The 12,906-nt window shown below is 67.9% G+C and carries 12 protein-coding genes; 9 read left to right on the top strand and 3 right to left on the bottom strand.

Going from position 1 to position 12,906, the window contains the following annotated elements; genetic code table 11:
• Window positions 1–240: 240 nt before the first annotated feature.
• Window positions 241–1,641 (top strand): GGDEF domain-containing protein, encoded by a 1,401-nt coding sequence (locus PQB87_RS10610; RefSeq protein ID WP_489241669.1) that lies wholly within the window; start codon window positions 241–243, stop codon window positions 1,639–1,641.
• 146 nt (window positions 1,642–1,787) lie between these two features.
• Here the strand turns inward: PQB87_RS10610 and PQB87_RS10605 are convergent, their stop codons facing one another.
• The gene (locus PQB87_RS10605; protein ID WP_489241667.1) at window positions 1,788–3,929 is read right to left on the bottom strand and encodes a glucosidase family protein; all 2,142 of its coding nucleotides are present in this window, start codon (window positions 3,927–3,929) and stop codon (window positions 1,788–1,790) included.
• Window positions 3,930–4,803: 874 nt separating this feature from the next.
• On the opposite strand from PQB87_RS10605, the gene PQB87_RS10600 reads away from it, so the two are divergent.
• From PQB87_RS10600 to PQB87_RS10585, 4 genes are all read left to right on the top strand, one after another.
• A complete protein-coding gene (locus tag PQB87_RS10600) occupies window positions 4,804–5,118 on the top strand; it encodes a Dabb family protein (protein ID WP_027787175.1) in 315 nt (104 codons plus the stop codon).
• The gene (locus PQB87_RS10595) at window positions 5,115–5,594 is read left to right on the top strand and encodes a PaaI family thioesterase (RefSeq protein WP_011352338.1); all 480 of its coding nucleotides are present in this window, start codon (window positions 5,115–5,117) and stop codon (window positions 5,592–5,594) included. Before PQB87_RS10600 ends, PQB87_RS10595 begins: the two co-directional genes overlap by 4 nt.
• A 190-nt stretch (window positions 5,595–5,784) precedes the next feature.
• Window positions 5,785–6,744 carry an alpha/beta hydrolase gene (locus tag PQB87_RS10590; protein WP_021162652.1) on the top strand — a complete coding sequence of 320 codons (960 nt, stop codon included), beginning with the start codon at window positions 5,785–5,787 and terminating at the stop codon, window positions 6,742–6,744.
• Between the two features lie 38 nt (window positions 6,745–6,782).
• Window positions 6,783–7,223: a GNAT family N-acetyltransferase gene (locus tag PQB87_RS10585; RefSeq protein WP_060084279.1), complete on the top strand. Its 441-nt coding sequence runs from the start codon at window positions 6,783–6,785 to the stop codon at window positions 7,221–7,223.
• A gap of 17 nt (window positions 7,224–7,240) precedes the next feature.
• Here PQB87_RS10585 and PQB87_RS10580 read toward each other — a convergent pair whose 3' ends face one another.
• Together PQB87_RS10580 and ygfZ are read right to left on the bottom strand one after the other, a co-directional pair.
• Window positions 7,241–8,086, bottom strand: a complete 846-nt coding sequence (locus PQB87_RS10580) for an NRDE family protein (RefSeq protein WP_059687381.1) — start codon at window positions 8,084–8,086, stop codon at window positions 7,241–7,243.
• A 76-nt stretch (window positions 8,087–8,162) separates the two neighbouring features.
• Window positions 8,163–9,197 (bottom strand): CAF17-like 4Fe-4S cluster assembly/insertion protein YgfZ, encoded by a 1,035-nt coding sequence (gene ygfZ / locus PQB87_RS10575; protein WP_489241663.1) that lies wholly within the window; start codon window positions 9,195–9,197, stop codon window positions 8,163–8,165.
• Window positions 9,198–9,274: 77 nt separating this feature from the next.
• On the opposite strand from ygfZ, the gene mltG reads away from it, so the two are divergent.
• From mltG to PQB87_RS10555, 4 genes are all read left to right on the top strand, one after another.
• Window positions 9,275–10,294, top strand: a complete 1,020-nt coding sequence (gene mltG, locus PQB87_RS10570) for an endolytic transglycosylase MltG (RefSeq protein WP_021162648.1) — start codon at window positions 9,275–9,277, stop codon at window positions 10,292–10,294.
• Complete coding sequence (gene tmk / locus PQB87_RS10565; protein ID WP_027787179.1) at window positions 10,294–10,914, top strand: dTMP kinase; 621 nt, start codon at window positions 10,294–10,296, stop codon at window positions 10,912–10,914. The genes mltG and tmk overlap by 1 nt, the downstream gene beginning before the upstream one ends.
• Window positions 10,915–10,933: 19 nt before the next feature.
• On the top strand, window positions 10,934–11,962 hold the full coding sequence (locus PQB87_RS10560) for a DNA polymerase III subunit delta' (protein WP_059687383.1): 1,029 nt from the start codon (window positions 10,934–10,936) through the stop codon (window positions 11,960–11,962).
• A 141-nt stretch (window positions 11,963–12,103) separates the two neighbouring features.
• Window positions 12,104–12,883 carry a TatD family hydrolase gene (locus tag PQB87_RS10555; protein ID WP_059687384.1) on the top strand — a complete coding sequence of 260 codons (780 nt, stop codon included), beginning with the start codon at window positions 12,104–12,106 and terminating at the stop codon, window positions 12,881–12,883.
• The last annotated feature ends 23 nt before the right edge of the window (window positions 12,884–12,906 follow it).

Here is a 12,906-nt window from a genome sequence, read left to right as displayed (position 1 = left end):
GGCTTCGCTTCGGCGAGGCAGGCGGCCGCGATGCGAATCGGCGCGACTGAACCGCCATTCGAAACAATCGGGAAGCAAAAGGCGTGTGCCGGGCAATGCCGTTTCCCCTTACTTGTCAAACAATTTGCCCCACCTATACTTGCTCTGACATTTGCCTTTCGGCACGATGGGCCGGATCGTGCGTCGCACGATCCGTGCCGCGAAGGTTCGAACCAACGCAGCAGACCGACCGGGGACCGAATGAGTACGACCTATGCAGCCGGGGAACCGCCGCGCGTCGTCAGCGCGGCCGCGAGGCTCTACGCGAAATGCCTGCTGGTCGGATTCGCGTTGCTGCCCGCCTATCTGATCGCCTATCTGTGGTTCTTCAGCGACCCGCACGCGGTGTTCGAGAACCACGCGTTCCATGAAATCGCGATCGCGGCCGCGACCCTCGAGGGCGGGTTCGTTACCTACGTGACGTGGGTGTGCTACCGGTCGTCCGGCGAACCGCTGCTGCGCTGGCTGACGCTCGGCTTTCTCGGCTTCGCGATGATCTACGCGCTGCACGGTGCGTTCACCGGGATGGCGCATCACAATATCTGGCTGTTCCTGCTGTACGGGCCCGCGTCGCGGCTTGTGATGTCGATCCTGCTGCTCACGGGCCTGCTGTCCTATGCCCGTCCGCCCGATCGCTTCGACAAGCGCACGAGCGTGCGCACGTGGCTGCCGTGGATCGTGTTCTTCGTGATCGTCAACGTCGTCGTGGCGTACATCGCGTATTCGCCGGTCGCGGGCGCGCCGGGCACGCGGCTGTCGATGGAAGGCGGCGCGCTCGTGTTCTCGCTGCTGAACGTCGCCATGCTGCTCGCGCGCCGGATCCGCTCGCCGCTGATGGTGATCTACGGCGTGTCGATCATGGCGTTTGCGCTGTCGTCGCTGGCGTTCATTCTCGGCAAGCCGTGGAATCACATGTGGTGGCTCGCGCACGCGATTTTCGCGGGCGGCTTCTTCCTGCTCAGCTACGGCGTCGTGCAGGCGCTGCAGACGACGCGCTCGTTCTCGGCGATCTACAGCCAGGAAGACCTGATGAGCCGGCTGTCCGAATCGATGGCGCGCACCGAAAGCGCGCTGCAGGAATTGCGGCGCACGAACCAGAAGCTCGAGTACATGGCCGCGACCGACCCGATGACGGGCGCATCGAACCGCCGCCAGTTCATCGCGCAGGTCGAGCGCGAAATCGTGCGGGCCGAGCGCGACGGCACGCCGTTCTGCCTGCTCGCGCTCGATCTCGACAATTTCAAGAACATCAACGATGCCTATGGGCACCAGATCGGCGACGAGGTGCTGCGCGGCGTCGTGCGTCAGTGCCTCGACGCGATCCGGCCGGCCGGCGGGCTCGCGCGGGTCGGCGGCGAGGAGTTCATGGCGCTGCTGCCCGAGATGCCGCTCGAAGGCGCGCGGATGACGGCCGAGCGCGTGCGCTCGTCGATCGCGAGCTCGCCGTTCGGGCTCGATTTCAAGCGCGTGCAGGTGACGGTCAGCGTCGGCGTCGCGCAATACGGGGTCGACGGCAGCACGGTCGACGCGTTGCTGCGCGTCGTCGACGAACGGTTGTACCAGGCGAAGCGGGAAGGGCGAAACCGCGTCGTGTCGCGGTGACGCGGGGTGGCGCGGCACGCCGGACGTTCGGCAACGCGGCCGTGCCGAAGGCGTGTCGATCGTTTCGATTTCCGCCCAAGCCCCGGGCGAGGTAACGTACCCGGGGCTTCAGCATGCCCGGTCGGCATGCGACGGGCGATACGCAGCTAGCGCGATGCCAGGGCCGCCGCGTTTTCCGGCTGCGCATCCTGCATCTGCCGCGACGCCTGCCACCAGTACTTGCCCGCGCGCTGCTGCGGATCGCGGATCGCGAGATACGTCGTACTCCAGAGCTGCGCCGCGTTGGCTTCGGTCGCATCGGCGCTGCGCGTGCCGAACGCGTCGGTCTGGTACTTGCCGTTCACGTAGGACCACGTCCACATCTCCGACGTCCGCATGTCGCGCCCGTTCGAGATCACCTGCCAGATCGTCTGTCGTGCCTGCGCGAGCAGCGTGCGGGTCGCGGCCGACAGGTCCTGACGCGCGAGCTGGCGATCGAGCCCGGCCACCCACATCGCCTGCTGCCACGACCAGATCACCGTGCCGTGATAGGCGGAACTCGTGAACTTCGGCCACAGTGCCTGGCTCGCATACGCAGGGTTCGCGATCAGCATGCCGGCATCGGTCACGAGCCCGGTCGGGAACGGCCGCGTGACGTCGGCGACGATCCGCTGGAGCTGGTCGTCCGGCGGTGTGCCGAACAGCAACGCGAAGCCGCCATCGGAGTTCATCACCGGAATCGGGTTGCCCTGCTGATCGAGCGACAGCGCGTAGAAGGCCAGCGGCGCGCCAGGCGCGGCACCGGCCGGCACGCCGGCGGACGGCGCATAGGCCGACACGTCGGCGGTCGCCTGCGCGGCCGGCACGCTGACCTGGAACAGTGGCGGCGCCTGCGTTTCCCATGTGGCCGCCTGGTTAGCCGTATTGGCGAGCGTCGCGCGCTGTCCGGCATCCAGGTACGGATCGAGCAGGCCGCGCGTGAGGAATGCGTTCGCCGCGCGCAACGCGGCCGGCACGAGCACCGCGTTCACGTCGTACGGGTAGACGCCGCCGCCGAGCCCGTCGGTGCTGTCGCGCCAGTTGCCGACGATCTCGCCGGGCCGCAGGTGGATCAGGTTCGCGACCGACGGCTGCTGCGCGAACGGCTGCGCGGTGGTCGCGACGTGCAGCAGGTTGACGATCAGGCGGGCGCCGTTGGTCTGCCCGTCGCTGCCGCGCTGGGCCAGATACGCAGCCGCACGCGCCTGGCCGCGCGTATCGTCGATCAGCCACGCGGCCGCGATCGGCGCGAGCAGATAGTCGCTGTCGATCATCTTGTAGTCGTAGGTCGGCGTCGGATCGTTCGGTCTTCCGTTCTTCTGGTTGTCGACGAGTGCGAACTCGCCGATGCCTTCCTCGTGCGCGACCTTGCCGTCGGCCGACAGCCGGCTCAGCACCGACGACAGGCCGGCCTCGATCGCCGCGGGTTCGAGCACGGGCATCAGCATGCGAACCGAGATCAGCGTGTCGCGGCCGAAGTAGGTGTCGTACTGCCACGAGCCCGCCAGCAGCTTGTCGTGGAAGCTCAGGAATTCGAGCACGTTCTGGCTCACGGGGTCGGGGTTCACCGACGGCGCGAGCAGGTCGGCGCGCGTGATCGGCGACAACGGCGTCTCGCCCGACAGCGCATCGACATGCAGCCGCAGCGTGTGCGAGCCCGCCGGTGCGCTCAGGACGAGCTTGCCGCCCGCAGCCGGCACGATGCTGCCGCCGTCGCGCAACGTGATGCGCAGCGAATAACCGGGCGCGCCGTCGATCCGGTCGCGTTGCCATTGCGCGGCGCTGCCCTGGACCGTCGGCGCGGCGAGAATCTGTTGCGGAATCGTTGCGCCGCCGTTGAAGTCGCGCAGGAAGCGCACGTTGCTGAGCACGCCCTGGCGGATCGTCAGCGTGCCGGTGTCCACCGACACGTCGGCGCCGATGCCGTACAGCGGGCGGCCGTGCGCGTCGGGTGCCGACAGCGCGGACGGCGGCGTGTCGAGGCTCCAGTTCACCGGCTGCGCGGTGTCGTCGAACCACAGCCCCGTGCCGCTGTTGCCGGCGGGGAAGACCACGAGCAGGCGCGGTTTCGTCGACGAGCGCACCAGCAGGTGCGCGGCGACCTTGTCCTGCCGGTAGAACGCGTTGATCTGGCCGCCGGCGTCCATGCGGAACGACAGCGCGGCGTTGTTCGACGGCGGGCTGTTCGATTTGACGTCGTCGTCGTTGCAGGCCGCGAGCAGGCCGGCGCAGATGAATCCGAGGCACAGCGACTTCACAAGGCGATGCATGTTGATGTCCCTCCTGATGACTGGCGATTTTTTATCGGGATGGTCGAATGAACGGATCTGTTGTCCGTTTGGTACCGTGTCGCGGGCATTCAAGTGAATGCCGGGTGTTAATCAGGATGTGATGCTGTTGCGGTGAGTGAATCGAGCAGGAAATTGGCAAACAGGCGATAAATGCCGAAAGCTGAAACGGCAAGGGACGCCGGCCCGACGTGAAGCGAGAAAAGGCAAGGCGGGCGGCGTTCGTGCAGGCGCGTGCCGCCTTGTGTGCGGCGGGAGAAAATCAATCGTAAGCCGCTGTAGGGAATTCTAAATTTTCAGAAGAATCGAAGTCAATGGTGTTTTCCTGATTTCAGGCTGTTTTGCGGAAAATGCGATCGTAACTATTACTCATTGAGTCGGTAAATTATGCGATTTAATGAAGGCGGGTATTGGAATCTGGATATTCGGTGAATAAATAATCGGCAATGACGTTTCATTTTGCCGATTGCTGCCATGCCGGAATTGAATCGTCGAGTTTGCGCGGGCGATTGCGGAGGCGTGCAGGCCTGCGCCGAAGCGGCGCACGTGAAGCCGGGCAAGCCGCGTTCCCGAGATTCAATGGAAGGCTGCGCGATCGTTCCATCGGAGCCTTCAAGTTTGGTAGGCTTGGCGATTGCCGCCGCTTGCGCGGATCGCGCCGTCGGTGAGCGACACGGTGAAAATGCGCGTATCGTCGCCGGAAAGGCCGGGCAACAGCCGATTCGATACGCGTTTTCCCTCCGTTGCCGCGACCGCGTGCAAGCGAAGCGGGCAGACGACTGGCCGGGCATCACCCGGCCGGCCACGAGGCGGGCCGAGCCCGCTTCGTGAACACCAACGAACAGGAGCAACCGAAGTGATCCGACATATCGTCATGTGGAAGTTGAAAGAATCGGCCGAAGGCGCGACGCGCGCGCAGAACGCGCTGAAGCTGAAGGAAAAGCTCGAAGGCTGCCGCGACCTCGTGCCGGGCACGCTGCAGATCGACGTCGGCGTGGCAACGCCCGGCCTCGACGCGACCGCCGACATCGTGCTTGTGTCCGATTTCGCGGACAAGGCCGCGCTCGATGCCTACCAGGTGCACCCGGTTCACCAGGAAGTGAAGAAATTCGTCGTCGCGGTGGCCGAGTCGCGCGAATGCGTCGACTACATCGTCGACAGCGCACGATGAGCGACGCGGCAACCCCGACGGACGGCCCGTCGATCGAAAGCCCGTTCGTCGACCTGCTCGGCGTGCAGCTCGTGTCCGCGAAGGACGGGGCGAGCGAGCTCGTGCTGCCGCTCGAAGAGCGGCACATGAACACGTGGAGCATCGCGCACGGCGGCGTGACGATGACGCTCGCGGACATCGCACTCGCGATGGCCGCGCGCAGCCTGACCGACGACGGCGTCGGCGTCGTGACGGTCGAGATGAAGGTGAACTTCATGCAGCCGGGGCGCGGCGAGTTGCGCGCTTACGGGCGCGTGATGCATCGCTCGACGACGATGGCCTACTGCGAAGGCGAAGTGCGCGACAGCGACGGCAATTTCGTCGCGAAGGCGCTCGGCACGTTCAAGTACATGCGGCGGCTCGCGGTGGGCCGCGACATCAAGCGGCAACGCTCGCGCACGGCGCCGGACGCCCAGCCCGGCCCGAGCGACGCGTAAGCGCCGGGACGCACGGCCCTGCCGCTTTGCCGGCAGGGCCGTTTTGTTTTGCACGTCGCAGGTGTGCCGTCGAACGCGTTCGCGGCAGGCCGAGGGAGGGCCGGGATTGCGCACCGCGCCCGCGCGACGAGGGCGTGGCATCATGTGACGCTTGTCCGTTCACGGCGTCGCACCGGCGCCGTCCTTATCGATGCCGCTGAATCCGAAGATCGCCCAGGTGCTCGACATGATCGAGCGCGCGAAACGTCCGTCCTACCATCACCAGACGCCGCAGCAGGCGCGCGCCGCGTACGAGAAGAGTGCGCCGATCCTCGACGTCGCACCGGCGCCGATGCATTCGGTCGAGGAGTGCGTGGTCCCGACGCGCGATGGCCGCACGATCGGCGCGCGGCTGTACCTGCCGGTCGCGCCGAGCCTCGCGGAGCCGCTGCCTGCGCTCGTGTACTACCACGGCGGCGGTTTCACGGTCGGCAGCGTCGATACGCACGACGCGTTGTGCCGGATGTTCGCGCACGACGCGCAGTGTGCGGTGCTGTCGGTCGGCTACCGGCTCGCGCCGGAGCACCGGTTCCCGACCGCGGTGAACGACGCCGACGACGCGTTGCAATGGCTGCATCGCGAGGCCGCCACGTTCGGCATCGATGCCGAACGGCTGGCCGTCGGCGGCGACAGCGCGGGCGGCACGCTCGCGACCGTCTGCGCGGTGCTCGCGCGCGATGCGGGCATTCGCCTCGCGCTGCAGATGCTGATCTATCCGGGCGTGACGGGCTACCAGGACACCGGATCGCACGCACGGCTCGCGAACGGCTACTTGCTGACGCAGGACACGATCCAGTGGTTCTTCACGCAATACGTGCGCGATCGGGCGGACCGCGACGACTGGCGTTTCGCACCGCTCGACGGTACGCGCGATGCACCGTCGTTCGCGGGCGTCGCGCCGGCGTGGATCGCGACGGCCGAATACGATCCGCTGAGCGACGAGGGTGCCGCGTATGCGGAGAAGTTGCGTGCGGCGGGCAATGCGGTCACGCTGGTCTGCTATCCGGGGATGATCCACGAATTCTTCAAGATGGGCGGCTACATCCCCGAGGTGCGGGCCGCGCATGCCGACGCGGTCGCGGCACTGAAGGCCGCATTCGACGACGTTTGACGGCATTTGACGGCGTGCGCGCCGCGTGGAGGGCTGCGATGACGGACGGCGTGGTGGAAACGGGCGACTGGACGGTACTGGGCGGCGACGCCGCGCGGATACGTGACGCGGTGTTCGTGCGCGAGCAGCAGATTCCGCCGGAATGGGAGCTCGACGACGACGATCCGCTGTCGCTCCATGCGGTGGCGTACCGGGTCGATGCGGCGACCGGCGTGCGCCGCGCGGTCGCGACGGGGCGGCTGCTGCCGTCGGGCACGATCGGCCGTGTCGCGGTGCTGGCCGATGCACGTGGCCAGGGCGTCGGGTCGGCCGTATTGGACGCGCTGCTGGACGCGGCGCGGCGCCGCGGCGAAATCGTCGTGCGGCTCTATGCGCAGGATTCGGCCGTGTCGTTCTACTTGCGGCACGGCTTCACGGCGGTCGGTGAACCGTTCGTCGAAGCCGGCGTGCCGCACGTCGAGATGGCGCGCGCGCCGTAGCACGGCGCCCACCCCGCTCAGCGCGGCGGGGTCGCGTCGAGGTCGAACGTGAACGCGCGCTCGAACGAACCCGGCCGCACGGTGCGGTGCGAACCGTCGTCGTCGCAGCGCTCCTTGATCTCGACCGTGAGCCGCACGCCTTCCTTCATCGTGACGCGCAGTGCGGTCGTGCCGCGCGTGCCGTATTCGGGCGTCTCGATGAACGCGGCCGACAGCGCACGTTCGCGCTCGATCGGAATGCCCGTGTGCGGCAGCGCGTCGTCGTCCGCGACATGCGGGTCGCGCATCAACGCGATCAGGTCGTCGAGCGACGGGGTCGGATTATCGGTAAGCAGCGTGCCGAGTTCCGCGCGTTTGCGCACCACTTTCGGCCAGGGCGTATCGAGCCGCGCATTCGACAGCGCATGCACGCCGGGCGCGATCGCGACGGGGGCGGCGACACCGCTTTCGCCTTCGGGCGCACGATTGCAGAACCACGCGAGTTCGCGCCGCCTCCAGTCGCCGACGAGCAGGTTGAAGCCGTTGTAGACGGCTGCATGCTCGGCCAGCTGCCCGAGATAGTCGAGCGGCGCAACGGACGGGCCGCCGAGGAAATCGGACACGAGCTTGCCGCGGGTCGGCGCGCCGGCGCGGATGTCGAACGGCGCGCGGTAGTTCGTCAGCGCGGCGAACCGGCCGTCGCGCGAGACGCCGAGCCACGTGCCGCCCGCTTCGAGATCGCGGCCGGCCAGTACGCCCGGGACATCTTCCCACCACGAAAGCGGCGCACTCGTCCGGCGAAAGAACTCGTCGCGGTTGGCGGTGAGGGTAAAGACGGGACCGGCGGCGGCATCGGGCTGCCAGTCGAAGGCAATCAGACACATCGGGCGAATCTCTCGCAGGAAACATCGGGCGCCGGCTGCGACTCGCGAGCCGGCGCGCGAATGGGTTGTCAGTGCGTCACGCTTCCGTCGGCCATGCGTACGGCAGCGCGTCGAACGCGAGCACCGGGCCGTCGGCCGAACCGAGGTGTACCGTGCCGTTGTCGAGCGCGGCGAGCTTGATCTCGACCAGCGCGTCGACGCCGCCCGCGGGCGCGGCCGCCGCGTTGACGATCATCCCGCACGGCTGGCCGGGATCGTCGCTGTGGAACAGCTCGACGCCGGCATGCACGGTATCGGTCTCGCCGGCGACGTGCGCGAGCGCCGTGCGGCGCTTGATCGTGCCGCGGTACTGGCTGCGTGCGACGATTTCCTGGCCCGGGTAGCATCCCTTGCGAAAGTTAACGGCGCCGATCACGTCGAAGTTGACCATCTGCGGCACGAACTGTTCGACGGCAGGCTGCGTGATGCGCGGTTCGCCCGCGCGGATGTCGAGCCAGTCCCATACGGCCGGCGACACGACCGGCAGCGTCCCGCCGAGCGCGGCGACGCGCGCGTCGACTTCAGCACGCGGGCCGATCCACAGATAGCGCTTGCGGCCGGCCGCATCGGGCACGCGGATCAGCGTGCCGGCCGGGCCGTCGACCTTCACGTGTACACCGTCCGGCAGCGCGTCGAAGATGCCCGACAGCGCGTCGCGCACGTCGCCCGCGAAGCCGACCACCGCGAGCGTGTCGCTCGCGTCCGTCAGTTTCGCCTTCGCGCGCAGCACGAACATCGACAGCCGCTTCTGCACGGCGGGCTGCACGTCCTTCGACACCAGCAGGCGCACGCCGTGGCCGGCGCGCCACGCGAGGAACGACCCGAGGAGGCGCCCCTTCGGCGAGCAATAACCGGACAGCCGCGCGCTCGCGGCGTCGAGATGCTCGATGTCGTTGGTGAGCTGGCTGTGCAGGAACGTCGCGGCGTCGTCGCCGGCCACGTCGATCACGCCGAACTGCGGCAGCGGCATGCAGGCGGCCGGCGCGTCGAAATCGGCGGCGGACGGGCGGGGGAAAACGGGGAGCGAGGCAGATGCGGCCTGGGCAGCCGGTGAAGCGAACGGTGTGCTCATGGAATGAGGGAACAGTCAACCCTGACTTTGACGAAGGCGAGCAAGTATTATATGGGTCTTACCTGAGTCACGTTTCCATGTCCCTACTGAAGAAATGCGCCGCGACGATCGTGGCGCTGGCCGTCGTTGTGGCCGCTGCCGGCGCGGGCGGCGGGTATTACTGGGCAACCCGGCCGCTGCTGCTGGGTTCCGCATCGCTCGACGTCACGATCAAGCCGCGCAGCAGCGTGAAGAGCGTCGCGCTGCAGCTCAGGCGCGGCGGCGTGCCGGTCGAGCCGCTCGGCTTCGTCGCGATGACGCGCGTGCTCGGGCTGTCGAGCCGGCTCAAGTCCGGCAACTACGAATTCAAGACCGGCATCACGCCGTACGAGGTACTCCAGAAGATCGCGCGCGGCGACGTGAACGAGTACGTCGCGACGGTCATCGAAGGCTGGACCTTCAAGCGGATGCGCGCGGAACTCGATGCGAACCCCGATCTTGCCCACTCGACGGCCGGCATGAGCGACGCCGAGCTGCTGCGCGCGATCGGCGCGCCGGACAACGCGGTGCAACGCGGCAGCGGCGAGGGGCTGTTCTTCCCCGATACCTACCTGTTCGACAAGGGCACGAGCGACCTGAACATCTATCGGCGCGCATACCATCTGATGCAGACGCGTCTCGACGAGGCCTGGGCCGCGCGCGTGCCGGGCCTGCCGTACAAGACGCCTTACGAAGCGCTGACGATCGCGTCGATCGTCGAGAAGGAAACGGGCCATGCGGCCGATCGCGCGTTCGTCGCGGCCGTGTTCGCGAACCGGCTGCGCATCGGCATGCCGCTGCAGACCGATCCGTCGGTGATCTACGGGCTCGGCGACGCGTACGACGGCCGCCTGCGCAAGCGCGACCTGCAGGCCGACACTCCTTACAATACCTACACCCGACGCGGGCTGCCGCCGACGCCGATCGCGTTGCCGGGCGTCGCCGCGCTGCAGGCGGCGATCAATCCGGCCCAGACGAGCGCGCTCTATTTCGTCGCGAAAGGCGATGGCACGAGCGTGTTCTCGGACACGCTCGGCGACCACAACAAGGCCGTGGACAAGTACATACGAGGTCAATAATGGCGAGCGGTAAATTCATCACGTTCGAAGGCATCGACGGGGCGGGGAAGACCACCCACCTGCAATGGTTCTGCGAACGCCTCCAGGGCAAGCTGGCCGCGGCCGGCCGGCAGGTCGTCGTCACCCGCGAGCCGGGCGGCACGCAGCTCGGCGAGAAACTGCGGGAGATCCTGCTGAACCAGCCGATGGATCTCGAGACGGAAGCGCTTCTGATGTTCGCCGCGCGTCGCGAGCATCTCGCGCTCGTGATCGAGCCGGCGCTCGCGCGCGGCGACTGGGTCGTGTCCGATCGCTTCACCGATGCGACGTTCGCGTACCAGGGCGGTGGTCGCGGGCTGCCGCGCGACAAGCTCGAGACGCTGGAGCGCTGGGTGCAGGGCGGCTTCCAGCCCGACCTGACGGTGCTGTTCGACGTCGCGCCGCAGGTCGCGAGCGAGCGGCGCGGCGCCGCGCGCATGCCCGACAAGTTCGAAAGCGAATCCGACGCGTTCTTCGCGCGCACGCGTGGCGAATACCTGCGGCGTGCGGAAGAGGCGCCGCACCGCTTCGCGATCGTCGACGCGACGCGGACGATTCCCGAGATTCGCCAGCAGCTCGAGCGCGTGCTCGCCGCGCTGTAATTCGCAAGGAACGCACCCCATGATCTATCCGTGGCAGACCGACGACTGGAACCGCCTGCAGCAACTGCGTGCGCAATGGCCGCACGCGCTGCTGCTGCATGGCCAGGCCGGGATCGGCAAGCTGCAGTTCGCGCAGCATCTCGCGCAGGGCTTCCTGTGCGAATCGCCGCAGCCTAACGGCGAGCCGTGCGGCGCCTGCGCGGCCTGCACGTGGTTCTCGCAGGGCAACCATCCGGACTACCGGATCGTGCTGCCCGAGGCGCTGGCGGGCGAGGCGCCGGGCGCTGCGGACGACCCGAAAGCGGCCGACGCGGACGAGGGCGGCAAGAAGACCCGCGCGCCGAGCAAGGAAATCAAGATCGAGCAGGTGCGCGCGCTGCTCGACTTCTGCGGGGTCGGTTCGCACCGCGGCGGCGCGCGCGTCGTCGTGCTGTATCCGGCCGAGGCGCTCAACGTCGCCGCGTCGAACGCGCTGCTGAAAACGCTGGAGGAGCCGCCGTCCGGTGTCGTGTTCCTGCTCGTGTCGGCGCGTATCGACCGCCTGCTGCCGACGATCATCAGCCGCTGCCGGCAGTGGCCGATGACCGTGCCGGCGCCCGACGCGGCCGCGGCCTGGCTCGCGGCACAGGGCGTCGAGCATGCGGACGCGCTGCTCGCCGAGGCCGGCGGCGCGCCGCTCGCCGCGCTGGCGCTCGCGAGCGACGAGAACCGCCCACTGCGCGACTACACGCTCGGGCAGCTCGCGGCCGGTGCGGCATGCGACCCGTTCGCGTGCGGCGAGACACTGCAGAAACTGCCGGTGCCGCTGGTGCTCGGCTGGCTGCAGCGCTGGCTGTACGACCTGCTCGCGCAGCGGATGGCGGGCGCGCCGCGCTACTTCCCGACGCATGCGGCGGCGCTCGCGCGGTGCGCGGAAGCGGTCGATGCGAACGCGTTCGCGCGTTTCATGAAGGCCGTGACGCGACAGCGGACGGTCGAGAACCATCCGCTCAACGCGCGGCTCGTATTCGAGGAATTGTTTCTCGGGTACCGGGAAATCTTCGCGTGATCCGGCATTGTTTCCCGTAGGTTGCGAAACGATGACCGGCTCACGCCGCGACGCGACCGTGGCCGGCCGGCCCGCGAACGCCGCCCGTTGCCGCATGCCGGCGCGCGCATGAGCGCACGCCTTACGAATTCAGGAAACACGATGTTCGTCGACTCTCACTGCCATATCAATTTCAAGGGCCTGGCCGACCGCCTGCCGGCCGTGCTCGAGAACATGCGCGAGCACGACGTCACGCACGCACTGTGCGTGTCCGTCGATTTCGAGACGCTGCCGGAGGTCCTTGCGATCGCGGACGCGCACGACAACGTCTATGCGTCGGTCGGCGTGCATCCCGATCACGAGGACGCGCGCGAGCCGACACTCGCGGAGCTCGTCGAGCTGGCCGCGCACCCGAAGGTCGTCGCGATCGGCGAAACGGGCCTCGACTACTACCGCCTCGAAGGCCGCTCGATCGCCGACATGGAATGGCAGCGCGAACGCTTTCGCACGCACATCCGCGCGGCGACCGCGACGATGAAGCCGCTGATCATCCACACGCGCTCGTCGTCGGAGGACACGCTGCGGATCATGGCCGAGGAGCGCGCGGACGTGCCGGGCGGCGTGATGCACTGCTTCACCGAGCCGTGGCCGGTGGCCGAGCAGGCGCTCGCGCAGAACTTCCATATCTCGCTGTCGGGCATCGTCACGTTCAAGAACGCGACCGACGTGCAGGACGTCGCGCGGCGCGTGCCGCTCGACCGGCTGCTGATCGAGACCGACTCGCCGTACCTCGCGCCGGTGCCGTATCGCGGCAAGCCGAATGAACCTGCGTACGTCAGCCATGTCGGACGCTTTATCGCGTCCGAGCGCGGGATCGCCGTCGAGGCACTGGCCGACGCGACGACGCAGAACTTTTTCCGGCTGTTCAAGATCGCCCGCTAACGACGTGCGCGCAGCCGACAACC

The organism is Burkholderia sp. KL41 (assembly GCF_057005415.2).
Note: the sequence above shows the minus strand (reverse complement) of the source record. Positions and strands in the feature narration are given on the sequence as shown.